This is a genomic window from Streptomyces sp. MUM 2J (genome assembly GCF_022414535.1).
Classification (GTDB): domain Bacteria; phylum Actinomycetota; class Actinomycetes; order Streptomycetales; family Streptomycetaceae; genus Streptomyces.
Window position 1 is genome coordinate 13464 of record NZ_JADWYM010000035.1, and the last position, 26750, is coordinate 40213.

At 68.9% G+C, this 26750-nt stretch carries 21 protein-coding genes and 2 pseudogenes; 7 read left to right on the forward strand and 16 right to left on the reverse strand.

Annotated elements, in window-relative coordinates:
- Window positions 1–424 precede the first annotated feature (424 nt).
- The 5 genes and pseudogenes from I3F54_RS24110 to I3F54_RS32585 form a co-directional block, all read right to left on the reverse strand.
- The gene (locus I3F54_RS24110) at window positions 425–1402 is read right to left on the reverse strand and encodes an ABC transporter substrate-binding protein (protein ID WP_240120960.1); all 978 of its coding nucleotides are present in this window, start codon (window positions 1400–1402) and stop codon (window positions 425–427) included.
- A gap of 13 nt (window positions 1403–1415) precedes the next feature.
- Entirely contained in the window at window positions 1416–3425 is a 2010-nt protein-coding gene (locus I3F54_RS24115) for a proline/glycine betaine ABC transporter permease (RefSeq protein WP_240120961.1), read from the reverse strand.
- Window positions 3425–4522: a glycine betaine/L-proline ABC transporter ATP-binding protein gene (locus I3F54_RS24120; protein WP_374205959.1), complete on the reverse strand. Its 1098-nt coding sequence runs from the start codon at window positions 4520–4522 to the stop codon at window positions 3425–3427. The genes I3F54_RS24115 and I3F54_RS24120 overlap by 1 nt, the downstream gene beginning before the upstream one ends.
- 8 nt (window positions 4523–4530) lie before the next feature.
- A pseudogene (locus tag I3F54_RS24125) lies at window positions 4531–4880 on the reverse strand (aldehyde dehydrogenase family protein); the annotation flags it as partial.
- A 25-nt stretch (window positions 4881–4905) separates the two neighbouring features.
- A pseudogene (locus tag I3F54_RS32585) lies at window positions 4906–5049 on the reverse strand (hypothetical protein); the annotation flags it as partial.
- Between the two features lie 539 nt (window positions 5050–5588).
- Between I3F54_RS32585 and I3F54_RS24130 the strand changes: the two are divergent.
- Window positions 5589–6086 (forward strand): GNAT family N-acetyltransferase, encoded by a 498-nt coding sequence (locus I3F54_RS24130; RefSeq protein ID WP_240120963.1) that lies wholly within the window; start codon window positions 5589–5591, stop codon window positions 6084–6086.
- A 309-nt stretch (window positions 6087–6395) separates the two neighbouring features.
- On the forward strand, window positions 6396–7142 hold the full coding sequence (locus I3F54_RS24135) for an IclR family transcriptional regulator (RefSeq protein ID WP_240120964.1): 747 nt from the start codon (window positions 6396–6398) through the stop codon (window positions 7140–7142).
- Here the strand turns inward: I3F54_RS24135 and I3F54_RS24140 are convergent.
- From I3F54_RS24140 to I3F54_RS24160, 5 genes are all read right to left on the reverse strand, one after another.
- Entirely contained in the window at window positions 7114–8286 is a 1173-nt protein-coding gene (locus tag I3F54_RS24140; RefSeq protein WP_240120965.1) for an aromatic ring-hydroxylating dioxygenase subunit alpha, read from the reverse strand. The two genes, I3F54_RS24135 and I3F54_RS24140, sit on opposite strands and share 29 nt — an antisense overlap.
- 127 nt (window positions 8287–8413) lie before the next feature.
- Window positions 8414–9577 carry an NAD(P)/FAD-dependent oxidoreductase gene (locus tag I3F54_RS24145; RefSeq protein WP_240120966.1) on the reverse strand — a complete coding sequence of 388 codons (1164 nt, stop codon included), beginning with the start codon at window positions 9575–9577 and terminating at the stop codon, window positions 8414–8416.
- Window positions 9574–9936 (reverse strand): bifunctional 3-phenylpropionate/cinnamic acid dioxygenase ferredoxin subunit, encoded by a 363-nt coding sequence (locus tag I3F54_RS24150; protein WP_240120967.1) that lies wholly within the window; start codon window positions 9934–9936, stop codon window positions 9574–9576. Before I3F54_RS24150 ends, I3F54_RS24145 begins: the two co-directional genes overlap by 4 nt.
- A gap of 215 nt (window positions 9937–10151) precedes the next feature.
- The gene (locus I3F54_RS24155) at window positions 10152–10781 is read right to left on the reverse strand and encodes an MBL fold metallo-hydrolase (RefSeq protein WP_240120968.1); all 630 of its coding nucleotides are present in this window, start codon (window positions 10779–10781) and stop codon (window positions 10152–10154) included.
- Complete coding sequence (locus tag I3F54_RS24160; protein WP_240120970.1) at window positions 10781–11866, reverse strand: S-(hydroxymethyl)mycothiol dehydrogenase; 1086 nt, start codon at window positions 11864–11866, stop codon at window positions 10781–10783. The genes I3F54_RS24155 and I3F54_RS24160 overlap by 1 nt, the downstream gene beginning before the upstream one ends.
- Before the next feature lie 482 nt (window positions 11867–12348).
- Between I3F54_RS24160 and I3F54_RS24165 the strand changes: the two genes are divergently transcribed.
- On the forward strand, window positions 12349–13053 hold the full coding sequence (locus I3F54_RS24165) for a nitroreductase family protein (RefSeq protein WP_240120972.1): 705 nt from the start codon (window positions 12349–12351) through the stop codon (window positions 13051–13053).
- A gap of 179 nt (window positions 13054–13232) precedes the next feature.
- Here the strand turns inward: I3F54_RS24165 and I3F54_RS24170 are convergent, their stop codons facing one another.
- On the reverse strand, window positions 13233–14213 hold the full coding sequence (locus I3F54_RS24170) for a YafY family protein (RefSeq protein WP_240120973.1): 981 nt from the start codon (window positions 14211–14213) through the stop codon (window positions 13233–13235).
- 63 nt (window positions 14214–14276) lie between these two features.
- On the opposite strand from I3F54_RS24170, the gene I3F54_RS24175 reads away from it, so the two are divergent.
- Both I3F54_RS24175 and I3F54_RS24180 read left to right on the forward strand, forming a co-directional pair.
- A complete protein-coding gene (locus I3F54_RS24175) occupies window positions 14277–14663 on the forward strand; it encodes a VOC family protein (RefSeq protein WP_240120975.1) in 387 nt (128 codons plus the stop codon).
- A 23-nt stretch (window positions 14664–14686) separates the two neighbouring features.
- Window positions 14687–14989, forward strand: a complete 303-nt coding sequence (locus I3F54_RS24180; RefSeq protein WP_240120977.1) for a putative quinol monooxygenase — start codon at window positions 14687–14689, stop codon at window positions 14987–14989.
- A 181-nt stretch (window positions 14990–15170) separates the two neighbouring features.
- Here I3F54_RS24180 and I3F54_RS24185 read toward each other — a convergent pair whose 3' ends face one another.
- On the reverse strand, window positions 15171–15905 hold the full coding sequence (locus I3F54_RS24185) for a maleylpyruvate isomerase family mycothiol-dependent enzyme (RefSeq protein ID WP_240120979.1): 735 nt from the start codon (window positions 15903–15905) through the stop codon (window positions 15171–15173).
- Between the two features lie 154 nt (window positions 15906–16059).
- Window positions 16060–17568, reverse strand: coding sequence for an MFS transporter (locus tag I3F54_RS24190; protein ID WP_240120982.1), 1509 nt, complete (start codon window positions 17566–17568; stop codon window positions 16060–16062).
- A gap of 149 nt (window positions 17569–17717) precedes the next feature.
- Between I3F54_RS24190 and I3F54_RS24195 the strand changes: the two genes are divergently transcribed.
- Window positions 17718–18152 (forward strand): MarR family winged helix-turn-helix transcriptional regulator, encoded by a 435-nt coding sequence (locus I3F54_RS24195; RefSeq protein WP_240120983.1) that lies wholly within the window; start codon window positions 17718–17720, stop codon window positions 18150–18152.
- Window positions 18153–18340: 188 nt separating this feature from the next.
- On the opposite strand, the gene I3F54_RS24200 is transcribed toward I3F54_RS24195, so the two are convergent.
- Complete coding sequence (locus tag I3F54_RS24200) at window positions 18341–19954, reverse strand: oleate hydratase (protein ID WP_240120985.1); 1614 nt, start codon at window positions 19952–19954, stop codon at window positions 18341–18343.
- Between the two features lie 154 nt (window positions 19955–20108).
- Between I3F54_RS24200 and I3F54_RS24205 the strand changes: the two genes are divergently transcribed.
- Window positions 20109–20789: a TetR/AcrR family transcriptional regulator gene (locus I3F54_RS24205; protein WP_240120987.1), complete on the forward strand. Its 681-nt coding sequence runs from the start codon at window positions 20109–20111 to the stop codon at window positions 20787–20789.
- A gap of 202 nt (window positions 20790–20991) precedes the next feature.
- Here the strand turns inward: I3F54_RS24205 and I3F54_RS24210 are convergent, their stop codons facing one another.
- Both I3F54_RS24210 and I3F54_RS32425 read right to left on the reverse strand, forming a co-directional pair.
- Window positions 20992–21771, reverse strand: coding sequence for a nuclear transport factor 2 family protein (locus I3F54_RS24210; protein WP_240120989.1), 780 nt, complete (start codon window positions 21769–21771; stop codon window positions 20992–20994).
- Between the two features lie 389 nt (window positions 21772–22160).
- On the reverse strand, window positions 22161–26372 hold the full coding sequence (locus I3F54_RS32425; RefSeq protein WP_240120990.1) for a ricin-type beta-trefoil lectin domain protein: 4212 nt from the start codon (window positions 26370–26372) through the stop codon (window positions 22161–22163).
- Window positions 26373–26750 lie beyond the last annotated feature (378 nt).

Sequence of the window (26750 nt, forward strand, 5' to 3'; positions counted from 1 at the left end):
GCCCGTGATCGACACCGGCCTGAAGCGCCGGCAAACGATACCGGAGTGCTCGTATCGGAGAACTTCGGCCCTCCGCCGCCATGGAGCCAGGACCGGTGTCGGCCGCACGTACGCGGAGAGCCACCCGGGCCGCCTACCGCAACAGGTGCGACGCGACGGCCGCTCCCACGCTTCCACCGGGAGCGCGTACGCCTCCACCCGGCACCCAGCCAGTAGGAGGAGTTCGACGCCTGTCGCCAGAGCGGGCGTCAAGGCGGCGGTGGCATCGGAGAGTCGGTGGCACCGGAGAGGCAGCCCGAGACACGAGGAGGCCCGGCAGGCTGTCGGCACAGCCTGGCCCGGCAGGCTGTCGGCACAGCCTGCCGGGACCATCTCAGGGTTGCGTCCGGTCCTCGGCCGAGTGCAGCGACACGGCCGAGGCGCCCTACTTCAGCCAGGCGTCCACCTTGTCGCGGTTGGCCTCGACCCACTTCTCCGCCGCGGCCTCGGCGGTCATCTTGTCCTCGGCGATGTACTTCGCCACGACGTTCTGGTCGTCGTTCGTCCAATTGAAGTTCTTCACCAGGCCATAGGCCGGACTGCCCGACTCGGCGAACTTCGCACTGACGATCTTGTCCAGCTTGTACACCGGGTAGTCACAGGCGACCTTCGCGGTGTCGGCGTCGCAGCCCTCCTTGTAGTCAGGCAGCTTGACCTTCGCGAGCGGCACCTCGGACATGAACCACTGTGGCTCGTAGAAGTAGCCGATCACCCATTCCTTGTCCTTCTCCGCCTTGCGGAAGGCCTGGATGAGGGCGGTCTCGCTGCCCGCGTACACGACCTTGTAGTCCAGCTTGAGGTTCTTCACCAGGGCTTCGTCGTTGGTGACGAACGAGGGGTCGCCGTCGAGGAGTTGACCCTTGCCACCGGACTCGGACGTCTTGAACTCGGCCGCGTACTTGTTGAGGTTGCTCCAGTCGAGGATGTCCGGGTGAGCCTTGGCCAGCCACGGCGGCACGTACCAGCCGATGAGGCCTTCGTTGCCGGTCGGGCCGGCGTCGACGGCTGTCTTCTGGTCGGTGATGTACTTCTTCTTCAAGTCGTCGTGGCCCCAGTTCTCGACGACGGCGTCGACCTCGCCCGTCCCGAAGCCCTGCCAGGCGATCTCTTCCTTCAGGTTCTTCTTGGTGACCTTGCAACCGAGGTCCTTCTCCGCGACGTAGGCGATGACGGCCGCGTTGGCCTCGTACCCCACCCACGGGTTGACCGCGAGGTTGAAGGTGCCGCACGTGCCGGAGCTGCCCGAGCCGCCGGCCTCCGAGGAGCTGTCACCGACCTTCGTGCCGCCGCAGGCGGTGAGGGTGAGGCCGAGGACCGCTATGCCGGCCGCGCCGACTCTCCATTGTCTTGCTTGCCTTGCCATGGTCAGTTGCTCCTTACGCGCTGGTACGTCGCGCCGCTGCCTGAGTGATCCGGTCGAACATGACTCCGAGAAGGACGATGGCGAGCCCTGCGGCGAGCCCCTTCCCGTACAGCTGTCCCTGCGAGAAGCCGGCCACGACGTCGTAGCCGAGGGCGCCCGCGCCTACCAGGCCGCCCACTACAACCATCGACAGCACGTAGATCAGGCCCTGGTTGGTCGCCAGAGTCAGAGCGCCGCGCGCCATCGGCAGTTGAACCTTGGTGATGATCTGCCAGGTGCTGCACCCGGCAGAGGTGGCCGCCTCCACGGTGGTCGCGGGCACGTTCCGCACGCCGTCCGCGATGATCTTCATGGCGACGGGAGCCGCGTAGACCACGGCGGCGACGATCGCGGTGAAGCGGGTCGCGCCGAACAGAGCGAGGAAGGGCACGAGGTAGACGAACGGCGGCATGACCTGTGCCGCGTCCAGGCTCGGCCGCAGCAGCCGGTCCGCCACCGCACTGCGTCCCATCCACACGCCGACGACGACACCGAGCAACATCACGAGCACGGTCGCTACGAGGGTCGACGCCAGCGTCGTCATGCTGTCCGACCACACACCGGTGCCGAGCAGCAGACCCACGCAGACGGCGGTGGTGACCCCGGCGCGCCAGCCGCCGAGCACGACACCGAGCGCGACCAGTGCCGCGCCGACGAGCCACCACGGGGAGTCGGTGAGCAGTGCCTGGAAGGGATTGAGCAGACCGTTGGTGACCGCGTCCCGGAAGGCGTTGCTGATGCCCGAGAGGTTGTCCTGCACCCAGGTGGTCACGTTGTCAGCCGTGTTCGAGACGACATCGCCGGCGCTTCCCTCACCGGGGAACTCCGCCGCCCACAGATAGGTGTGGGAGAGGTGGAGCAGGACCGCCGTGACCACCGCGCCCGCCGCCAGCAGCGGACGTCGCCAGGACAGGAAGCGGTTCGTCGCACGCCGTGCGGCCTCCTCGCGTGCGCTCGCCGCCGTGGTGACCCGGTCCAGCACGATGGCCATGACGACGATGGCCAGACCCGCGTTGAAGGCCGCGCCGACGTCGAGCGTCTGGAGCGCCTCGATGACCGTCTTGCCGAGCCCGGGCGCGTCGATCAGGGCGGCGATCGTCACCATGGCCAGGGCGGCCATGATGGTCTGGTTCACGCCCATCACCACGGTTCGCCTGGACATCGGCAGCAGCACCTTCGTCAAGGTCTGCCGTCGGGTGGCGCCCAGCGAGTCGGCCGCCTCGACCGTGGTCTGCGGCACGGAGCGGATGGCGTGCGCGGTGATGCGAATCGCGGGCGGCGCCGCGTAGATCAGCGTGGCGATGGTGGCGGACGCCGGACCGATGAGGAAGAACAGGGTCAGCGGTGCCAGGTAGACGAAGGTGGGCATCGTCTGCATGAAGTCCAGGAAGGGTGTGATGATCCGGTTGAACCGGTCGGACAGCCCCGCCCACACGCCGAGCGGGATCGCGAACAGCAGCGCCACGAACACGGCGGAGACCGTGAGCGCCAGGGTGTCCATGCTCTCCTGCCACAGGCCCTGCAGGCCCAGGAAGGTGAAGCCGGCCACCGCCAGCAGCGCCACCCTCCAGTTGCCCACGGCCCAGGAGACATAGCCCGCGACGCCGACGACACCGAGCCAGCCGATCTGCGGGACGGGGCGGTCGGCGGAGGACTGCGAGATCAGCTCCTGCACGAACGTCACCAGGGAGTCGATGACCAGGCGAACCTCGTTGAAGAAGTACAGGAAGAGCGGGTTGGAGTTGCGGTTGGCGCCGATCGAGTCGTTGGCGTCGTTGAACCACCGGTGCAGATCGGTCAGGTCCGCCGCCGCCAGGCCAAGGGTCTGCTTTCCCCGCAGCACGAGGAACAGCACCAGCCAGACGACGAAGATCGCGGCCACCACGACGGACCGGTCGGCCTCACGCACCCTCTTGACGGGAGCGGCTTGCCGCACGGCCTGGCCACTCTCCGGCTTCTCCGTTTCCTCCACGGCGACGGTCATCACGCGCCGCCTTCCCGCCCGGCGACCACGGCGAGGATCTCCTCGTCGCCGACGATGCCGAGCAGCTTGCCGTTCTCGACGACCTTGACCGGCTCGTCGGCCGCGAGCACCGTCCGGATGGCGTCCTTCACGACGACGTCCGGGCCCAGCTCCGCACCGTCCAGCGCGTCGCCGTCCGCCGGCGCGCGCATGATCCAGCGCAGGGTGAGCACGTCACCGCGCGGCACGTCCTTGACGAACTCGCGCACGTAGTCGTCCGCCGGGGCGCCCACCAGCTCGTCGCCGGTGCCGCACTGGACCATCCTCCCGTCGCGCATGATCAGGATGCGATCGCCCAGCTTGAGCGCCTCGGAGAGGTCGTGGGTGATGAACACCATGGTCTTGCCGACCTCGTGGTGCAGGCGGATGACCTCGTTCTGCATGTCGCGCCGGATCAGCGGGTCGAGCGCCGAGAACGGCTCGTCAAAGAAGAGCACGTCCGGATCACCGGCCAACGCCCGTGCCAGGCCGACGCGCTGCTGCATGCCGCCGGACAACTGGTCGGGATAGGAGTTCTCGTAGCCCGCGAGGCCGACCAGCTCGACGACCTCCTGGGCCCGCTCGGCACGCTCGGCCTTGCCCATGCCCCGGATCTCCAGACCGAACGCCACGTTGTCGACGACGCGGCGGTGGGGCAGCAGACCGAAGTGCTGGAAGACCATGGAGAACTTCCGGCGCCGCAAGTCGCGCAGATGTCTGTCGTCCGCGCCGCGGATGTCCTCGCCCTCGAAAACGATCTCCCCGGCAGTGGGTTCGATCAGCCGGGTCAGACATCGCACCAGCGTGGACTTGCCGGAACCGGACAGGCCCATGACGACGAAGACCTCGCCGGGCGAGACGTCGAAGTGGACATCTCGTACGGCTGCGGTGCATCCGGTGCGGTCCATGAGTTCGCGGCGGGTGAGCCCGCACAGTTCCTCGGAGTCCGGGACCTGGTCGGCCTTCGGCCCGAACACCTTCCACAGCCTGCGTACGGATACGACCGGGGCGGAGCCCGAGTCCTGGGGCGTGCCGCTCCGCTGCGACACCTCGGTCTGTGTGGTCACGTTCGACCTCATTTCGGCATTCAGCCGCGGAACCGGTACTGCGGCCGAGGTTGGATGTTCTGCCAGATGTGCTGGGGCTCTCGGTGCTCGTTCAGGCCGGTCGGTCCCAGCTCCCGGCCCACCCCCGAATGCTCGAAGCCACCCCGCTCCGCCTGCGGCACCTAGGGGTGGTGGTCGTCGATCCACACCGTGCCGCGGCACGGCCGCCGGGCGACCGCCGGGCTTCGGCGGCCTCCTGCGTCCAGACGGCTCCGGCGCGTCCGTACCCGGTGTCGTTGGCGATGCGTACGGCGTCGTCCTCCTGGGTGAAGCGCTCCACGGTGAGCGCCGGCCCGCACGGCTCCTCGTGCACCACGCGCCGGGGCGGCCTTCCAACCAGCCTGCAGCAGCGCGTAGTTCCATGTGGTGATGAACCCGCACACGCCGACCGGCTCGACGGGACATCGGATGTCCCGGTGCCCACCGGCCACCGCGTCCCACCATTCGCCGTCCACGTGCAGGTCTGCCACGCGCCGAGCCTTTCGAGATTCGTTGCGCATCGTGCACCCGATTGCTTGTGGTGAAACACCCTGGCGAATGCCCCGACAGACGTCAAGAGGTTGTCGGATCGCGATTTGGCAAGGGTCCGCCGACCCCGTCCCCTCCGGTCGAGGAACCCGTCGAACTCAGCATGTTGTTGTGTATTGCTCGCCATGTTGCACATCACGCACCCTGAGGGCTCGACACACCCTGCCCCCACTCCGACGTTTGCCGCGCAAACGCCGACCTCGAAAAGCCGCGTTACGGGTTCGGTCCCTTGGCCCACGGCGCAGGACATCTCCCGACCCCCGAGCAAGCCCGCCACGCCGGGCCGGACCCCGCTCAAGGTGTCCGAGTCCGGCCACCCGGTGGGCTGGTCGATCAACGACCACAGACGCACCCGGGGCCGCGAGGGAAGAGGCTCACCGAGGTCTCGTGGCCAGCGGGCGCGCGACTCCCGCCGCTCCCCGGTGTCGGCCGGTCGCAGGGCTGAACGACCTCGTGCGCACGGCTGCCATCATCTTGCCGACCACCTCGGCGGGCGGGCAGGGTCTGGATCATGCTTGAACTCCGCACCCTGGAATCGGACGACTGGCCCCTTTGGCGGGAGTTGCGACTGGCCGCGCTCACCGAGTCGCCCTACGCGTTCGGATCGACGCTGGCCCAGTGGCAGGGCTCCGGCGACCGAGAGGAACGCTGGCGTGCCCGCCTGTCGATTCCCGGCGCACACGATCTCGTCGCGCTCCTGGACGGCCTCCCGGTGGGCATGGCCAGCGGAGTGCCGGGCGAGGAAGCGGAGAACGTGGAGTTGATCTCGATGTGGGTCAACCCCACCGCGCGAGGCAAGGGCGTGGGCGACCACCTGATCCAGGCGGTCGAGCGGTGGGCGGCGGAGCGCGGTGCCACGACACTGCGGTTGTCCGTCATGCCGGGCAACCGCAAGGCGGCCGCGCTCTACGAACGGCACGGTTTCACCGACACGGGTGAGCCCGGCGCCCCTCTGCCCGATGGCATGGGCAGGGAGCGGGTCATGGCGAAGAGCCTGGCCGCTGCCTGATCTCCGCATCCGGGCACGGCGGGATCACCTACGCGCTCAGGCTGCGGCGGCGGGAGGGCGTCCACGTCAGCGGACGGCCTTCTCGCTGCGGACGCGGGCGCGTTCCCTGCGTCGCGCGGGCCACTGACGCCGTAAATGTGCGGACGGCCCGATGACGATAGCATCCATGCACAAGGTTGCGAGAAACGCAACGGTCAAGGACCCTGTTCCCCCATCGTTACTTGCAGTAGCGTTGTTTATTGTGGGTATAGTTGCGTTATGAGCAACTACAATCCCGCAACCGAAACCTCGAATTCACACTCCGGCGGCGTGCAGTCAGTGGACCGTGCCATCAGCGTCCTGGAGATCCTGGCTCACCGCGGCGAGGCGGGCGTCAGCGAGGTGGCGGGCGAGATTGACGTCCACAAGTCCACCGCCTTCCGCCTGCTCGGCGCCCTGGAGGCACGCGGGCTGGTGGAGCAGGCGGGTGAGCGCGGCAAGTACCGCCTCGGCTTCGGCATCGTACGTCTGGCCGGTGCGGTCACCGGACGCATCGACATCACCCAGCAGGGTCGCCCGGTCTGCGAGGACCTCGCCGAGGAGATCGGCGAGACCGTCAACATCGCCGTACTGCAGGAGCACTACGCGGTCAACCTGTACCAGGTGCGTGGCCCCGGGGCCGTCACCGCCCAGAACTGGGTCGGCCAACTGACCCCGCTGCACGCCACCTCGAGCGGCAAGGTCCTGCTGGCCTATCTGCCCACCAAGGCACGCACCGCGCTGGTGACCCAGTCCGAGATGAAGAAGGTCACCTCGCACACCATCACCGCGAAGACGAAGCTCGAGAAGAACCTCGCCGAGGTCCGGGAGCGTGGCTACGCCTGGGCCATGGAGGAACTGGAGATCGGCCTTCACGCCATCGCCGCTCCCATTCACGATCGGGACGGAGAGGTCGTCGCGGCGGTGAGCGCCTCCGGGCCCTCGTACCGGCTCACCGAGGAGCGCCTGCATGAGCTCGCTCCGGTGCTGGTCAAGGGCGCGGAGAAGATCAGCCACCGGATGGGCTACCTGGGCTGACCGCCCTGTTGTCCTCCTGATGGTGGGTGCCCAGGCGCTCGTGCACCCAGTCGTGGAAGGCACCGAGGTGGTGCTCGCTGGGGACGAGTACGCCGCCCTTGGCGTACGTCCGGGAGCCCATTCCGGGTTGCGTGCGCTCACAGGCGTCGAAGTCCTGCTGGTTGACACGGTGGAAGAGTTCCACGGACCGGCTGACGTCCTTGCCGCTCTCGACCACGTGCGGGAGGTAGAGCCAGTCGCACTCCACGATCGTGCGGTCAACGGCCACCGGGTACATGCGGTGGAAGATGACGTGGTCGGGGACGAGGTTGATGAAGACCTGCGGCCGGACGGTGATGGCGTAGTAGCGACGGTCCTGGTCCCCGGCCACACCCGGGAGGCGGTCCAGGCCCTCGGAGCCGTCGACGGTGAACCCCTGGACCTCCTCGCCGAACTCGGCACCGTGACCGACGTAGTACTGGGCGGCGAAGCCCTCGGCGAACTCAGGCAACACCTCGGTGAGTTCGGGGTGGATCGTGGCGCAGTGGTAGCACTCCATGAAGTTCTCGACGATGAGCTTCCAGTTCGCCTCCACCTCGTAGGTGATACGCCTGCCGACCGAGAGGTTCTCGATGTCGTAGCGCTCGATCGACTCGGCGTCACCCAGTCGCGTGACGACATCGCCGATGACGTCCTCCTCGAAGGAAGGGGGGTTCTCCGCGAGGCACACCCAGACATAGCCGAGCCATTCGCGGGTGGCCACGCTCACCAGGCCGTACTCGGTGCGGCCGATGTCGGGCATCTTGGTGAGGTTGGGCGCCGCGACGAGCTTGCCGTTCAGGTCGTACGTCCAGGCGTGGTACGGGCACTGGAAAGCCCGTTTGACCTCACCGCTCTCCTCCACGCAGAGCCTGGCGCCGCGGTGCCGGCAGATGTTGAAGTAGGCGCGGACCGAGCTGTCGCGGGCCCGGGTGACGAGGATGCTTTCGCGGCCCACGTCGACGGTCCGGAAGGCACCGGGCCTCGCCAGGTCCGACGAGCGCGCGACGCAGAACCACACGGACTCGAAAATGTGCTCCTGCTCCTGGGCGAAGATCCCGGGATCGGTGTAGAAGGAGCCGGGGAGGGTGGCGATCAGGCTGTCCGGCAGGCTGGTCGAGGTCACGGTGCACTCCTCGGGAAACGTCGTGATGGGGTCATTCACGCGCCGGTGGGAACGACTCGACGGCGTTGCGCTTGGAGCAACCCTGCTTGCCATATGCAGCGCAGCATGGGATGCCTCAAGGGTGGTGTCAAGATGCGGGGCGGGTGAGTTGTCTGCGCCAGCGGGTGAACAGCCGCGGCTGGTTCATCCCGAGCGCCGCGACCGGCTCGCCGGCACGGCGGTAGACGGCGAGGACGTTGCGGTCGTCCGCGGAGCCTTCCTCGATCGTCACGCTGTCGGCTCCGGTCGCATGGCCGACGAACTGGATCTTCACGCCGTACTGGTCTGACCAGAAGTACGGCGGCCGGGGCACACCCGGTTCCACGGCACCGCCCGCCAGCAGCGTGGCGATCGCGGCGTCTGGACGCTCGCGCGCGCCGGTCCAGTGTTCGACGCGGCGGTGGCCGCCCGCGCGCGGGTCGTACCAGCTGGCGCAGTCGCCGACCGCGACCACGCCGGCCAGGCTGGTGCGGCCGTCCGCACCGCACTTGACGCCGTTGTCGAGTTCGACGCCGGATCCCTCCAGCCACTCGACGCAGGGGCGTGCGCCCACGCCGACGACGACGGTGTCGGCGGGGATGCTGCGGCCGTCTTCCAGCAGGACGGCGTCGACACGGGTCTCCCCGCTCAGCCCCTTGACGCCCACGCCGCACAACAGCCGTACGCCGTGGTCCGCGTGGAGGGCGGAGACGAGGGAGCCCATGGCCTCGCCGAGCGGTCCGACGAGCGGCGTCGCGGCCGCCTCGACCACCGTCACGTCGAGCCCGAGGTCGCGGGCGGTGGAGGCGACCTCGGCTCCGATGAATCCGCCGCCGATCACCACCAGCCGTCCACCGCCAAGCAGCTCGTCCCGTAGCGCGCGGGCGTCGTCCAGGGTGCGCAGGACGTGCACTCCGGCCAGGCCGTCGGAGCCGGGCAGGGTGCGCGCGGCGGCGCCGGTCGCGACGACGACGCCGTCGGCGCGGACGTCCCGGCCGTCGGCGAGCCGGACGGCGCGGGCGGTGCGGTCAAGTCCGGTGGCGCGGGTGCCGAGCAGCCACTCCGCCTGCAGGTCCTCGCCGTCCGTCTCCAGCGCGAGATCCGCTTCCTCGACGGTGCCGGCCAGGAACTCCTTGGACAGCGGGGGTCGGTCGTACGGGCGGTGGAGCTCGTCCCCCATGATGATCAGCCGTCCGCCGTAGCCCTGCTTCCGAAGTGAGCGCGCGGCCGACAGTCCGGCCAGCGAGGCGCCCACCACGGCCACCGTCCTCACGCGGAGATCCCGACAAGCTTGCGCGCGACGCAGTGCGGCAGGTTGGGGGCGGCCGTGGACAGCTTGACGTAGACCATGCCGTCCTCGACGACTACCTCGTGGGTCCGGACGGGACGCTTGGCCGGCGGCGCGTCGACCTCACCGGTCTTGAGGTTGAACTTCGAGGCGTGCAGCGGGCATTCCACCCAGCAGGCCTCCACCCATCCGTCGGCGAGCGAGGCGTCCTGGTGGGTGCACGTGTCGTCAATGGCGAAGAGTTCGCCGTCCTCGGTGTGGAACACCGTGACCGGCGGGTCGATCTCAAGCCGGAAGGCCTCCCCTCGCGGCAGATCCGCCAGAGGGCACGCGGGAATCATCATGACCACCTCGGTGCGTATAACGAAACGGATTGCGTTTAGCGCAACATCAGTCTGGGGTCGCCCAGAACCCTTGTCAAGGCGTTCACAGGGCACCGTGAGCCGTTGATGAAGTTGCACCATGCAAAACTTCATCCATATAGAACAACAGCAGCCCGCCACATCGGATCGCGATGGCCGCGAGCCGAGGGCGGGCGCGTGATGATCACCGACAGGCGTCAGAAACCTCGGTCGATCCACTCCTGGAGGTGCGGAGCCTCAGCGGCGATGGTGGTCGTCCCCCCGTGCCCGGTGTGCACGACGGTGTCGCCCGGCAGCACCAGCAGCCGGTCCCGGATCGACTCGACGATCGTCGGGAAGTGGCTGTACGACCTCCCCGTGGCCCCCGGCCCACCGGCGAACAGCGTGTCGCCGCTGAAGAGCGCCGCCAGGGCCGGCGCGTACAGGCAGACCGCGCCGGGGGCGTGGCCGGGCGTATGCAGCACGGTCAGTTCGACGCCGGCCACCGTGAAGCCCTGGCCGTCGGCCAGTTCGGCGTCCGGCGCCTTGTCGGGGTGGGTCTGCTTCCACAGCGGCAGGTCGTCCGGGTGAAGGAGAATCGGGGCACCCGTGCGCGCCGCGAGTTCCGGAGCGGCGTCGATGTGGTCGTTGTGTGCGTGTGTGCACACGATGGCCCGCAAGGCGCGCCCGTCGACGACCCGCGCGATCGCTTCGGCGTCATGCGCGGCGTCGACGACGATCGCCTCGCTGTCGTCGCCGATGATCCACACGTTGTTGTCGACGTCCCAGGTGCCGCCGTCCAGCGAGAAGGTCCCCGAGGTGACGAGGTGCTCGATGCGGGCGGCCATCAGAGAACCACCACCGAGCGCAGCACGTCACCGTGGTGCATCCGCTCGAAGGCCTTCTCGACCTCGTCCAGCGCGATGGTCTCCGTGACGAAGGCGTCCAGGTTCAGCCGGCCCTGCAGATACAGGTCGACGAGCATGGGGAAGTCCCTGCTCGGCAGACAGTCACCGTACCAGGAGGACTTCAGCGCGCCACCGCGTCCGAAAACGTCCAGCAGCGGCAGTTCGAGCTTCATCTCCGGGGTGGGCACGCCGACCAGGACAACCGTGCCGGCGAGATCGCGGGCGTAGAAGGCCTGCTTGTACGTCTCCGGGCGGCCGACCGCCTCGATGACGACATCGGCGCCGAATCCGCCGGTCAGCTCACCGATCGCGTCGACGGCGTCGACTTCCCCGGAGTTGACGGTGTGGGTCGCGCCCAGGCTCCTGGCCGTCTCCAGCTTGCGGTCGTCGATGTCCACCGCGATGACCTTCGCCGCGCCCGCCAGGCTCGCCCCGGCGATCGCCGCGGCTCCGACACCGCCGCAGCCGATGACGGCGACCGAGTCACCCCGTCCGACGTTCCCGGTGTTGATGGCCGCGCCGATGCCCGCCATCACCCCGCACCCCAGCAGACCGGCGGCGGCCGCCGACGCGGCCCGGTCGACCTTCGTGCACTGCCCGGCCGCGACCAGCGTCTTCTCCGCGAACGCGCCGATGCCCAGCGCCGGTGACAGCTCGGTGCCGTCCGTCAAGGTCATCTTCTGCTTCGCGTTGTGGGTGTTGAAGCAGTACCACGGCCGTCCACGCAGACAGGCCCGGCACTGACCGCACACCGCACGCCAGTTGAGGATGACGAAGTCTCCGGGGGCGACGTCGGTGACGCCCTCCCCCACCGACTCCACGACCCCAGCGGCCTCGTGGCCCAGCAGGAACGGGAAGTCGTCGTTGATGCCGCCCTCGCGATAGTGCAGATCGGTGTGGCAGACCCCGCAGGCCTCGATCCTCACGAGCGCCTCACCCGGACCCGGGTCGGGCACGATGATCGTTTCCAGGCTGACGGGGGCGCCCTTGCCCCGCGCGACGACGGCACGGACCTGGTGCGTCATGGCCACTCCTCGGCTGATCGATACATGAGACAGGTGTTGCTCATTGCGGCACAGATCTCGTTTTCCGCAACACAGCATCCTGGAGCGCCGACCGAGGGTCAAGGATTCCGCACCCACCGGGGCGCGCACTGCGGCCGCGGAGTCCGCGAGTCTGCGCGTGGGCACGAGGGAGTCCCGTTCCCGGCCGTGCGCTACACGGTGACGAACCCGCCCCACACACCCGTGCGGGCCCCCGCCCGACGCCACAGGAAACGAACAGACCGGCTGGAGCGAGCAGCTGCGAACCCGGACCGGATGGCGGTGAGACGGAACGGTCACGCTGGTGCCGGGCTGAGCACGACCTGGTGTTCCGTTGGTGTGCTGGTCAGCGAGCGGTAGACCTCGCGGGCGGCGAATCATTCGCGACGGCGCAGGATGTCCTGGTCGCTCAGTCCTCCCTTCCGCCCTTGGAACCCGGGGCCGGGGACACCAGACTCTCCCCTATGACTGCCACCGTCGAAGAACGCTGGGAGCCCACCCACGGCGCCCCCTACCACCCGGTCCCCTACCGCCCTGAGCGCATGGAGCCCGCGGAGTCCCTCACCCGCTCGGCAGAGCTGCGCGACCGGATGCGGCAGCGGCGCACGGTACGCCGGTTCTCCTCCGACCCCGTGCCGGAGCAGGTCGTACGGGACGCCATCGCCTGCGCGGCCACGGCACCGTCCGGTGCCCACCAGCAGCCCTGGACCTTCGTCCTGGTCCGGGATCCGCAGATCCGCGTGCGCATCCGTGAAGAAGCCGAGCGCGAGGAGCGGACCTCCTACGACGGCAGGCTCGGCGAGGAGTGGCTCGCCGCCCTGCGCCCGCTGGGCACGGACGCGGTGAAGACACACCTCACGGACGCCCCGGCGCTGATCGTGGTCTTCCAGCAGCGGTACTGGCTGGGTGAGGACGGCGCCAAACGGAAGCACTACTACGTGGACGAGTCCGTGGGCATCGCGGTCGGCATGCTGCTGTCCGCCCTGCACCTGTCGGGCCTGGCCGCGCTGGTCCACACGCCGAGCCCGATGCGCTTCCTCTCCCAGGTACTGGGACGGCCCGAGAACGAGAAGGCCTTCGCCGTGATCCCGGTCGGCTACCCGGCGGAGGACTGCCAGGTGCCGGACCTGAAGCGCAAGGCGCTGGACCAGGTGATGGTGGAGGTCTGACGACTCGCGCGGTGCCCGCCGCACCGGGCACACGGGAACCGCCCCCGCCTTCGATGGGGTACCGAGGAAGGGAGCGGTTCCGGTGGCGGGGCCCGACGGCCCCGGGGAGCCGCTCGGCGCAACGGGCCGCCCCGGTCAGACGGATTCTGCTTCCGGGCCCGCGGCAGACCGAAGACAGCTCAGGGCGGGGGCCGCCGCGAGCAGGGCGGCGCCCCGTTGGCCGCGGACAGGTCCCGGGTACGGCGCAGCAGTGCTTCCCGTACCTCGTCCGGAGACAGGACCCGCAGCGGGGTGGCCAGGCTGAGCAGGTATCGGGCGAGCCCGTCCGCATCGGGGCCGCCGATGTCGACGATGGTGGCATCGGGGCCGTCCGGTCGGTGGGTGCCGACCGTCGACGGGACCAGGCGTAGCGCTTGGTCCATGGGCAACGGGAGGCGGACGCTCGCACAGAGCGGGTAGGCGCCGGTCGCGACGGATCGGGAGACGAGCAGTACCGGGTCGGGTGGGTCGAGGAGTTCCACGGCTTGCCCGGTTGGCCGTATGCGGGCCACCCGGTCCGCCCGGAACGTCCGCCACTCGCCCCGCGTCACGTCCCGGGCGACGAAGTACCAGCGGCGCCCCGTGTGCACGAGGCGGTACGGGTCGACGTCCCGGGTGGTGGCCTTCCCTTTCCTGTCGCGGTACGACAAGTGGGCGCGCTCCCCCCGGCGGCACGCGGTGGCCAGTTCCAGCAGCATGGCGGGCGTGATCTGCGGCTCGTCGGGCCTGGGGGTGTGCGCAAAGGCGGCGTCCATCTCACCAAGTCGGTCCGCGATCCGCGGTGGAAGGACCTGCCGCAGTTTCAGCAGCGCCGACAGCGCGGCTTGGTCGCCGCCGAGAACGCCGCTGAGTGCCGCCTCGCGCAGCCCGACGGCCACGGCGAGTGCCTCTTCGTCATCAAGGATCAGCGGCGGCAGCCGCTTCCCGGTCCTGAGGCGATAACCGCCCCAGGGCCCGGGGGCGGACTCGACTCCGTAGCCCAGATCCCGGAGCCTTGCGACGTCCCGGCGCACCGTGCGCTCGGTGACCGCCATCCGGTCGGCCAACTCACCGCAGGTCCACGAGGGTCTCGCGGACAGCAGTGAGACGAGTCGCAGCAGGCGTGCCGAAGTGGTGACCACATCGTGAAGTGTCCCGCATGACCAGGACCCATCCTGTCCTGGTCCCGCCCTATCGTCTGCCGCATGAGCACTGCCGAGACGTCCCCACCCGCGATCCGCTACTCAGCCATCACCTTCGACTGCCCGGACCCCGCCGAACTGGCCCGCTTCTACGGCGACGCCCTTGGACTGCCCGTCGCCTACTCCACCGACGACTTCGTCCTGCTCGGCCAGGAGGGCTCGGCCGGACTGGGGTTCAACCGCCTGGCCGACTACCGGCGTCCCACCTGGCCAGACCCGTCTCAGGAGAAGCAAGCCCACATCGAACTGGGTGTCGATGACCTCGATGCCGCCCAGGCTTGGCTGCTCGCCCTGGGGGCCGTCGAGCCGGCGATCCAGCCGGAACCCGGCCGGTGGCGGGTCCTGTTGGACCCCGCAGGCCACCCCTTCTGCATCACCACCCTGGCCTGAGCGTGATCGGCAGACTGATGACCATGACAGCACACCCGGGCAGAGGCGGCGAACTCGCCGCCGTCCTTCTGGGAGTGGCGGAGAGGCTGCGCGGCTTCGCCGGCTGTGAGATCTACCTGGTCAGCCAGGACGCGGCCGATCCGGACACAGTGCGTGTCACCGAAGTCTGGCGGGACGACGCCAGTGCACGGGCTGCCCTCTCCGCTCCGTCGCCCGCCGACGGTCCCACCCCCGCGGATGTCCTCGCGCTGCTGTCGACTGCGCCGCACCGCACGGACCTCGCCGTTCTGGGCGGGGTGGGTCTTCCGGCCGACGGCCGGCCCTGACGAACAAGCCCCCGATGCGCAGGTGCGGGCCACGCCGCGGGCCCGCGGGTCAGCTCGGGGTCATGCGTCCCGCACCGTGGGGCGCCCGGCCCGACGTCCGCAGCCCGCGCGCCCGCGCCGTGTCGGGCGCCGGGGCCCACACGGCGCGGCCGGCGCTCCGGAACGGGCCGGCCGCGCCGTATCAGAAGGCCGAGTTGGCGAACCAGCGCTCCAGCAGTTCCTCGTCCCCATCGGCGGAGACGAGTCCGCTGTCGAGGGACATCCGTCCGTAGAGGAGCAGGAGCAGGTCGGCGGCGCTTCCCCGGACGGCCGCGTCCCCGGCGGCCGCGGTCTCGTGAGCGGTGTCGATCCCGAAGCCGTCGGGACGCAGGCGCACGAGCCACCGGTCGTCCCCGTCGGTGGTGCCGAAGAGGATCGTTCGGTCGGAGGCCCGCAGATCGGCCACCTTGGGGGCGAAGAAGGCGGCGAAGGGCAGATTGACCAGGAACTCGTCGATTCCGTCGACGGCGGCCGGGCGGTCCACAGCGGGCCGCAGGCCGAGCGCCGTTTCGGCGTCGGTCCGGTGCAGCAGGGTCTCGCAGAACATCCGGCGCGTCCAGAAGCGGGCGTGCTGGTCGGCGCCCCAGGCCCACATCGGCAGATCCGGCTCGGTGACGGCGAATGCGTCGGCGGCCACGGCCGCGCTCGCGGCGAGCCAGCCGGGGTATCCGTCCTCCCGGTCCGGGAGGTCCAGCTCCACCTCGCGCGTGCTCGGCGGCTGCTGGACGCGCGTCCGCAGCAGCACCGAGAACCAGCGCTGCACGCTTCCCGTGTGCCTGATCAGATCGGTCAGCGTCCAGCCGGGGCAGCCAGGCACCGGGGTCGCCGGGTCGGCGCCCTCGACCGCAGCGACGAACCGGGCGGTCTCGGCCGCCACCGCGGCCCGGTGGTCCACCGGTGTGTGAACGGGTCGGTGGCCGGAATCGTCCGAGGTCTTCAACGTCGCATGCCTTTCGGGGAGGAGGGGTTCGGCCGTGCCGCCGGGCGGGGCGGGCTCGGGAACGGCGGTGGGGCAGGTCGGTGGTTCCCGCTCACATGGTCGCGGAGGCGGATTCCGTCTCCGCTCCCTGCGCCGCCGGGGGCTCCTCGGCCGTACTCGGCCCGGCAGTCCGCGGCACGCGGTCCGGCTGGAGGCCGAGGAGCGCGATGGCCACGACCAGGAGGAAGGCCGCTCCGGCGATGACGAAGCTCGACGTGAACTGACTCTCGGCGGGCAGCGCGGGCACACCCCGCGGAACCGGGACGGTCTTGGACGCGAGCAGCGAGGTGATCACCGCGCTCGCCACGGCGCTGCCGACCGAGCGGGAGATCGAGTTGATGCCGTTGGCGATGCCCGTCTGGTGGGACGGGACGCCGGCCACGATGAGAGCGGGCATCGCGGCGTAGCCGAAGCTGATCGACAGACCGATGATCATGCCCGCGCCGATCACCGAGGCCGTGGTGTCGTGCGCGCCGCTCAGCCAGGTGAAGCCGAGGACTCCGCAGCAGGCTCCGACCGCCAGCGTGACACGTGCGCCGAGACGGCGTACCAGCACACCACCGAACTGGGCACCCACCAGCGAAACGAGTGCCGTCGGCAGCAGATACACCACGGACGCTTCGAGCACGGACGCTCCGAAGCCGTAGCCGACGAGCTTGTCCGGCATCTGGACGAGATACGAGACGCCGAGGAACTGGGTGAACATCGCAAACCCCAGCATCAGTCCGGCCAGGTTGGTGAAGAGGACCGGCGGGTGGACGAACATCTTCAGGTCCACCATCGGCTCCCCGACCCGGCGCTCGACGACGACCCACACCAGCCCCATCACGACCGCCCCGGCGAAGGTGCCGAGCGTGCGGCCGGAGGTCCATCCCCACTGGTGCCCCTGCGAGACGGGCAGAAGGAGCAGCACCAGCAGCGCTCCCAGAGTGAGGGCTCCCAGCCAGTCCGTGCGCCCGCCCGTCTTCGTCCGGGAGGCGGGCACGGTGAACAGCACGCCCGCCAGCGCCACCACAGCGAGCAGGACCGCGAGCCAGAAGACCCGGTGGTAGTCCGGGTCGGAGCCGCGGGTGAGCAGCCCCGCACCGACCAGCGCGAGTCCGCTGCCGAACGCGAGGGTGCCGCTGACCAGGGCCATCGCACCGTGCAGTCGTTCCGGCCTGATCTCTTCACGCAGGATGGAGAGGGCCAGGGGGAAGATCGCGGTTGCAGCTCCCTGCATCACCCGGCCGACGATCAGCCAGGTCAGCGAGGTGGTCGTGGCGGCGAGGACGGAACCCATGACCATCACCAGCAGGACGCCGACGAGGGTGGGCTTCTTGCCGTGCTGGTCGCCGAAACGGCCGAACAGCGGGGTGAAGACGGCCGCTGACAGCAGCGTGGCCGTGGCCACCCAGCTGACGTCGGAGGTGGTGGCCTTGAGGTCGTTCTGGATGATGCCCAGGATCGGGACGACCAGGGTCTGCATCATCGAGACGACCATGGCGGCGAGCCCGAGCACCAGGACGACCGCGGTATCTCCCGAGCGCCGTGGAGGCACCGTCTGCTGTGCCTGAGACACGAAGAGTCTCCCTGTTCATGACCCGGTGAGCTTCCTGAGGGCCCGGATCAACTGTTTGAGGACATTGATACTTGATGACTTCAAGCAATGGCGCGACGGTAGCCACCATTGCTTGAGATCGTCAAGTTTCCTGGCGTAGGGTGACGCACATGACAGGAACCGCCCGCACCGACACGGCTCAGCTCATGGAGTTGCTCTCGGTCTCGCTGGCCTCCTACTACGGCGACTTCACGGTCGCCGCCGCGAGCGAGAACCTCACCCCCAGCCAGGGCAAGACCCTCACCGTGCTACGCCGGGGAGCCGCGTCCATGAGCGCCCTGGCCGCCACCTTGACCTGCGACGCCTCCAACATGACCGGGATCGTCGACCGGCTGGAGAAGCGCGGCCTGGTGCGCCGCGCCCCCAGCCCGTCCGACCGGCGCGTCAAGAACGTCGTCCTGACGGCGGACGGCGAGCGGGTCATCGACACGATCCGCGGCAAGATGCACCACACCGTCGCAGGTCTGGAACAGCTCGGCCCGCAGGAGAGGGACACCCTGTCCGCGCTGCTGGAGCGCGTCTTCACCGCGCGGCCCGCAGACTGACCCGCGCCACATGTGCGGGTCGCCGCAACCACGCAAACGGGCAGACGGCAGCAGTCGCTGCCGTCTGCCCATTGGCGGGAAGCCGTCCCGCGCCGCATGTGCCGCTACGCGCACGGACACCTGCGGCGCCCTGGCGAGCGGCACCGCAGGTGTCCGTCACGCGGTGCGGGGGGACCGGCCGGGCGGGTTCAGTCGTCTCCGCCGGCGTGCAGGAGCGTGCGGGCGGCGCGGGCGGCGACCTGCGGATCACGCATCCCCTGGTAGACGGGCGGGATCGGGCGGTCCACACCCAGCAGCGTGTACATCGCCAGCATCGCGGCGTGCACCGAGTACTCCACGGTGAAGACGACGTCGTCGGGCATCTCGACGAACTGTCCGGCGAATGCGAAATTGCGGGCGCCGTCCGGCACGACCTCGGGACGGTCCCCCGGAGCCCGGCAGGCGAAGAGGGCGGAGGCGTACGGCATCATGGAGGTGGTGACGTCCGTCGTCTCCAGCACGTGGTCGAGGAGATCGTCGAAGCCGAGCTGGCGAACGAGTTCCGTCAGGATCTCCCCGCCGGTCGACCGCGCCATGGGCTTGCGCACGTAGTCGCCTTCGCGGTCGATCTCGAAGCCGTATCCCCACAGGGTGTAGGTGTCCTCTGGCATGTCCGGAAAGTGCGGCTGGTAGGGAACCACGATGGACAGATGCCAGCCCGACTCGATCCAGGTCATCAGGGCGCCCGTACCCGGTTCGTTTCCGGTGTAGGCGGTGATGCGCCTGAGGAGCGCCTCGTCGTGCATGGTGAGGGTGAACGACTCCCACTTGTGCTCGTCCACGTTGCCGTAGAAGGACATGGGACGCCCGAAGTCGTCGGCCTTGCGGGCGATCTTCTCCCACAGCGACCAGCCCTGGTCACGGCGGTCCCGGATGAGTTCCGGCACTGTGTCGTTCCCGCCGTAGGTGGAGTCGGCGGTGATGGACCCCAGGGTGATCAGGGCGTAGTCGTCCGGCCCGAGTTCGAGGCGCCGGCTGCCGTCGGCGTCCTGGATGTGCAGGCAGGTGGCGCGGCGGCCGGTCTCCGGGGTGCCGCTGAAGTCGACGTCCAGGACCCGGGTGCCGAGGCGTACGTCGACACCCTGGGCCACCAGCCAGCGCTGGAGCGGCACGACCATCGAGTCGAACTGGTTGTAGACGGTCCTGCGCACGCCGGACAGAGTGTGGATGCGGGAGAACTCCTGGGCGAACCGCAGGAGGTAGCGGCGCAGTTCCGCTGCCGAGTGCCAGCGCTGGAAGGCGAAGGTGGTGCGCCACATCTGCCAGAAGTTGGTCGTGAAGAAGTGGGGATCGAACATCTCGTCGATCCGCTTGCTGCCGAGCAGGTGTTCCGGTGTGCCCATGAGACGGGAGAGTTCGCTCCGGTCCCGGACGGAGAAGCCGAAGTCGGAGGCGTCCAGGATGCGGTGGCGGCCGTCGATGAGTCGGGCCTGGGCATGGGTCCTGATCCGGCTGTTGAACTCCCGCGTCTCGTCCGTGACGCTGACGTCCGGATCCTCCAGTGAGGGGATGGTGCTGAACAGGTCCCACACGCACTGATACGCCTCCTCCTCCAGCATGCGTCCGCCGCGTGTCACGTACGCGTCGCGGTGGGCCGGGGACTTGGCGCCGTCGAGGGAACCGCCCTCGACGTCCAGTTCCTCCAGGATGTGGACCTGACTGCCGGACATGCCGGCGTCGCGTACGGCGAAGGCGGCCGCCGCCATACCGGCGATCCCGCCGCCGACGATCCACAGGTGCTTGTTGTCGTTGTTCATCGCCATGACCTCAATTCCGGACTGGACTCCGTTTCGAGCGTACTCAGTTTTTCCTGGCGATCTTCTATCCTGGGCACATGCGGGACCTTCGACCCCGCCGCACGCCGGATCAGGGCCCTTCGGCCCCCGATGACGGCCGTTCTTCACGGAAAGGGCAGCCATGCAACCGACCCCTCCGCCGTCACGGCCCGCGGCAGCCTCTGCGGCGCAGCCTGTCAGCCGGCGGGAACGGAACAAACAGGACAAGATCCGCCGCATCCTCGACGCGGCCACCGAACTGTTCGCCGAACGCGGCTACTCGGCTGTAGCCACGCAGGAGGTCGCCGACGCGGCCGATGTCGGCACCGGCACCCTCTTCCGCTACGCGGGGTCCAAAGCAGGCCTGCTCATGCTGGTGATGAACGAACAGCTCCGGCTCGGCGTCGAACGGGGCATCACGCTCAGCCGAAACGGCACCGCTCCCACCGAGGCGGTCCTCGCGCTGGTGGCACCACTCGTCGAATCGGTCCGCCGCCACCCCGAGAACACGGCCGCCTACCAACGGGAGACGCTGTTCGGAAGTGGCCCGGAGCGGGAGGAAGCCGCCGCCCATGTGGCCAGGGTCGAGTGCGCGATCGAGGAGATCCTGCGCAGGTACGTCGCCACCGGCCCGGTGCTCCCCGGAAGCGACCTGGAGATGGCGGCTCACGTCATCTACTCGACCATGTACATGGACATCGTGCGGGTCTGCATGGGCCGGGCTCCGGCCGACGGCCTCACCGACCGCCTTCGCCGGTCGGTCGACTACCTGCTGGACACACTGGTGCGACCGCCCACCGGGAGAGGCACCCCGCCCGGGTGAACGCCAGGGGGTGCGAAAGGATCCACGGAAGCCGCCGGGCGACCGCCGGCGCTGCGCCGTATCCGCATGGGCACGTCCTGGACACGGCCGGGACGAGCACCGCGATCCGTCCGGCCGGAAGGATCCGCCGGCCACTCGGCCAGTCTGGTTGTTGCTCCTGCGTTCAGGACGGGGGCTGACGGACCTGCCGTCAGACCGGCTGTCAGAATTTGCCGCTGTTGTTCGCCTCGGCGGGGGACGGGACGGGCTCCGCCACCTCCCAGTGCTCGACGATCAGACCGTCCTGAAGCCGGAAGATGTCGAACACGGCCATGGGGGTACCGGCCCGGTCGACCTCGCTGAGGGTGACGACGAAATTCCCCTGGCCGACCAGCCGGTGCACCCTCGTGTACGTCTGCGACTTCCCCTCGGCCGCGAGGCCCGCGATGAACGCGGCGAAGCCGTCGACACCGTCGGCCACCCCGGGGGTGTGCTGCACGTACCGGTCCTGCGAGACGAACTCGGCGACACGCTCGGTCTGTCCGCCCCGGAAGACCGTGGCGATGAAGTCGGAGACCTTTTGCTTGTTCTCTTCCGTGCGGCCGAGATCGGATACCTCGGTTGCTCCGCCGGTCTGGGTGTGGCCCGACGGAGTGGTCAGTCCGCCGACGGCGATCGTGTCCCAGTGCTCGATGATCCGGGCGTTCTCGTCGGTGTCGAACAGGTCTGCGGTCACCCAGTGCGCCGTGCCGCCCAGGGTCTGCGCCACATGGAGGAAGACATATCGGCCGTCCTCGATCGCGCGGACCACCTCGATGTCACGTTGAGGGTTGCAGAGGAGAAAAGGCTCGAAGAAGGCGAGGAATCCCTCCTTGCCGTCGGCCACTCCCGTGCTGTGCTGGGTGTAACGGTCCCCCGTGTACCGATCGAGAGCCTCGCGCGCCCTGCCGTCACGGATACCGTGAAGGTACAGACCCCGCGCGTTGTCCAGTCTCACCGTCATACAGCCATGGTCGCAGAGCCGGTTCGAGCGAGACGGCATTGCCACTGAACCCGCGGGAGGGGAAGCGGCCGATGCCGGTGGTCTTGCCGCACCGGATACCGGGCTGGGCGGCGCTCCCCACCGGCCGGTTCCCGCCGGAATGGAATCCCGCGCCACGACGGGCACCACGGTGGGCTCCACTCCCCACTCGGCCGCTCGCCGCGGAGTGGGCTCCACCCTGGAGACACCGGAGGGCGATGGACGCCACCGCGACTCCGTGATCGCGGGGACCTGCGCCCGCCTCGCCGTCCTGGTGCCCCACCCCGCCCATCTGCGCCGGCTCTTGTCCGAGTCGCCGTTTCACCTTCCGGGACGCCCGGGGTGAAGACCGCTTGTGGGGTGGTTCCGGGTCAGGGCATCGGTCGCCATTCCTGTTCGCGGCTTCCGTTGCAGAGGGCGAGTTTGACTGCCGGGGATTTGTACTGCGTGAGGGCGGTGAGGCACTGGCCTTGGTTGATCAGGGAGAACCCGGGACCCTGCTGCCACCACCAGGGATCATTCTGGTAGCAGTCACTGCCTATGACCATCGAATACCCATTGGACCCCAGGCATTGCGTAACGCCGCGAGTGGTCTCCTCGAGGGAGCCCGTGGACGTCAGGGACCAGCGCAGAAGTGTGCTGGCGGCGCAGTTGGAGAGGCCGGCGGCGGAGCCCTCGATGACGTTCTGGCCGCGATGGACGTCGAGGCACTGGCCTGTCGCGGTGTTGACGAGTCTGGCGTTGGTGATGTCTGCGTGGACCAGAGCCGGGACGGTCGGATAGATGAATCCGGTCTGGGCAGGGTTGAACGTCGTGGTGGGCGAGGCGAGGGCGAAACAGTATGCGATGCCCAGTTGTGGATCACTGGCGGTGAAGGTGGTGTGGGAGCAGAGCCGCGCCGTCTGATCGGAACCGGTGGTCACCTGCTTGACGAGGTAGGTGCCGTTGAGGCCGTTGTAGGTGCCGTAGGCCGTTTCGGTCGGACTCGAGCTGGTCACGGAGCATGTTTCGCCGCTCCTGCAACCGATGGAGTACCAGTTGTAGCCTTGGTTTCCGAAGTCGTAGCCGGTGTCGCCGATGACCAGGTCGCCGTTCTTGACCGACAGGTAGCAGTAGTTGTGCGTGTTGTCTGCCAGTGCGGTGCTGCTCAGCCTCGTCACGTCACTGAAGGCGGCGTCCTCGCAGGCGACGCTGCCGGCACCGACGGTCTTGACGACCCAGGCACCGTTGCCGCCGTAGGCCATCTGGTGGACGCCATCCGACGGCACGGTGCAGGTGCCGCCCGGGCCGGCGCAGAAGGCGAGGTGCGCGGGCGGTCTGGCGAGGTGGCACGATTCGTTGCTGTGCCCGGGCAACGGGTCGGTCGGGAACGTCGAGTCGGTGCTGCCTGCCGTGCACGGCACGCCGTGGGGGTAGTCCGCCCCGTTCACACTCCGGTAGACCCAGTAGGAGCCGTTGTCCTGCGCCCCGTAGGCCAGGGTGGTCTTCCCGCTGACGTAGCACACGCCTCCCTTCGCGGCACAGAATCCCGCCGGCCCCCCGGACTGGAGGGACGGACCCGGAACCGAGCCTGCCAGGATGGTGCATCGCTTGCTCGCGCCCGGTGCGGGATCCGCGCCGAAGCTGCCGGCGCTGCAGGTGATGGAAGAGGTGACCGGTTTGATGATCCATGTCGCCCCGGTGCCGTAGGCGACCTCCTGGGTGCCGCTCACCGTGCACGTGTCGCCCTCGTCGCCGCACGGGGCCACGACGGCCAGCCATGATCCGTCGTCAGCGGTACTCGGGCCGACCGGAGCCTGGACGAAGCAGGTCTCGTGAGCGGAGGGGTTGGGGTCAGTGACGAAAGAGGACGCCTCGCACGCGACACCGTCGGAGGGCAGGGGCCTGGTGACGTAGCTGCCGGCCGCACCGAAGACGACCTGCCCGGTGGCGGCCACACTGCTCTTGCAGGTGCCGTTCTGGTCGGCGCAGTTGATGAAGTGGATCGGCGCCACCGGGGCCGTGTCGACCGCGGGCACCAGCCGGAACAGCGCCTTCGATGTGATCTGGCTGTCCACCGCGTCCTGGTAGGCGCTCAGGTCGTCCGAGCTGAACTTGTTCTTCGGCACGTCGGCCTTCACCTGCGGAGCGACGACGGAGTCGTAGTGCGCCCGCATCCTGGCCGAGACCTGCTTCACGCTGCACGAGCTGCCGGAGCAGTACTCGTTGAAATGTGCGTTGTACCAGCTGTCGTAGCTCCTCTCCAGGTAGGACGCGGTGTAGACGTCCGACCCGGTTCCCCTGTTCAACGAGTCGACCGTCGCACCGATCGCCTGGTGCACCCCCTTGATGAATCCGCTCCGAAGCGCCTGCTCGGCGGCCGTGGTGTCCGCCACGATCCGGGCCTTCGCGGTCTGCGCCGCCGTCATGACCGCTGAGCTGCCCGACGCGTCGGCCTTCGCGTCCAGCATCGCCATGGACAGGTTCGCGCTCCACAGCACCTGGTTCTGCGCGGCCCTGAACGCGGCCTGTGCGTTTGCCAGCAACGCGGGGATGCTCTGTCCGGTGATGGTCGCGTCCAGCTCGTCGTGCCACGCCTTGTCGCGGCTCGAGATCATCTGCCCCACTTCGGACACGCCCTGCACCGCGCTGATGATCGTCTGCACGACGGCCGTGATGAGTGCGGCGACCCCCAGCACCAGACTCACTTCCGGCATTGCCGCGAAATCAGCCGCGATCGCCAGCAGCGTCAGCACGTTCGCGGTGATCCCGGCGGGGTCCTGGTGGATCGCCGAGTCGGCGATCCCGAGCAGCTGGCCCACGACCGGTACCAGCGCCAGCGTGGCGGTCGCCTTGTCCAGGTCGGACGAGTCCGCACTGAACGCCTGCTGCATCGAGTTGATCCACAGGAGCACCATGGCCGGTGTGGCCGCAGTGTTGAGGTCGGAGAACGCCTCGGTCAACTTGGGCGACAGAATGCCGGACGCTTTGCCTGAAGCACTGGTCGCACCACCGAGCGGCACAAACACCTTGGCCCGGTTCCTCCACGAGTCCCGCAGGTTCGAGGTGAAGCCGACCTTCGCCAGATCGCTCGGCGCAGCGCTCCGGTAGGCCGACTCGGCCTCCGCCACCATCGTCTGAGCGTAGACCGGAAGATCTTCCGCCGGCATTCCCCGGACGATCAGTCCCTCCGGCGACTCCTCCACGACCTTGGACGCCGCGTCGGCAGCCTGGAAATCCTGCGCTTCCTTGATCTCCTCCGACGTAGCCGCCCTCGAGGAGTCGTAGCATCCGAACACCGGATTGCCGGCAGGGCAGGTCGCCACCCACGTTCCCGCCCTGTACTCCGTCTTGGTGAGAGAGGAGCTCTGCAAGGGATCTTCGTAGTCGTCCTGCGTCAGGGCGCGCCACGTCTTGCCCGATGCCGGAGCGAACCGGTAGCGCGTCGCGTTGGGAGGTGCGTTGTACGCCGGACGGGAAGGCTGGGCGATACTGCTCGCGTCGACGAAGGACAGCTCCGAAACGGGCCTGTCGGCGATGGCCTTGCGGACCTTGAGCGTCCGCGCGACGGCCGCATTACGTGGGGCCGCCTTGACGGCGGTAGCGGCGATCCCGACCGACTTCGCCGCATAGGGATCCGCGTTGATGGACAGCCACGCTGTATACCACTTTGCGCCGAAGGCGGCCTTCAGCCCCGCCCTTCCGCCGTGTGTGATGAGCTCCTCGGCGTTTGTGGTCATCATGAACATACTCGACGGATCGGTGAAATCGTCCACCGGATAGGTGACGGAAACACGCCCGGGCGATCCGCCAGCCGTTGCCGGGACGGTTGCCGGAACGAACCCGAGCAAGCCCCTCAACGCGTGTATCAGTTCGTGGAACAGTGCAGTGGCCGGGCGCGTCCCGAAGTTCGCGCCCTCGGCCGTCAATGCTCCGTGAATGTGGTCGGGAACCTCAATGAAAGTGACGCCGGTCCCCTGCCCCTCCCCCGTCCAGGTTCCGCTGGCGGCTACCTCGCTGTATGGCGCTCCCAACTTCACGGCCTGGTAGTCGTCTCCCTGAGGGGCATGGGTGATCACGGTCTTCACGTCCGACGGGGCGGAACTACCGACGTCGTGGAACTGGTAGGCCGCGGTCCCGCCGGAAGCCGGCAGGGGCGACGCCTCGCCCATCGCCCGGAGCGCCCGTACGCCCTCCGGGTTGGACGCGATCTCGTCGAGCTCGGCCCACGTGCGGTTGAGGAAGTCCTGGGCAGCCTGGCCACGCACCTCCGCGGGGGGCCAGTTGGGGACGCTCTTCGTCACGCTGCCGTTGGTGAGCAGCACACCCGGATACACCGCAATCCCAGCACTCTGCCCCCCGGGAAGCCGGTATTCGTACGTCAGGAGCTGGGCGGCCCTGCCGATTTGGGGAACGTATATCCGCCGGGCGCGGGAATCACGTGCGCCGTGGCTCAGGTCGGGTGGGGTGGTGGTGACAGGTGCTGCCGAGGCGTGGGGCGCGGCCCTCAGCTGTACCAGCGATACGCCGGCCACCAGAAGCCCGACGGGGAGTGCGAGTGTCAGCAGGCGGATCCACCACCGCTGCACCTTGCGTTGTAGCACGATTGCTCCTTGGGCTCGTGGTCGGTCCGGGTGTTTCGCCCCCGGCGCCCAGTCGCGGCGCGGACCATGCGGTCGGGCGTGGATCCCTGACTGTGGACACGCCCAGAGCTGGCCAAGCATCAATCGAGACCCGTCTGGTGCGGTAGAGGAGATCTACCTGATCGGCGCATGACAGTCCTCGATACGGGTCGGCCCGGGCCGGTAGCGTGGAATCACCTGTTCGCCGGGGGCCGCCCGGAACAACTCCGCTGCCTCCTGTGTGGGAAGCGGCTGACGCCCCGACCGGTGGAACGAAGCCGGGGACTTCGGCTGGGGCTGTCGGCAACCGGAAGACCTCGCGGACGACGGCGCGCTTCAGCCGGTCGGGGCCGAGGCCGG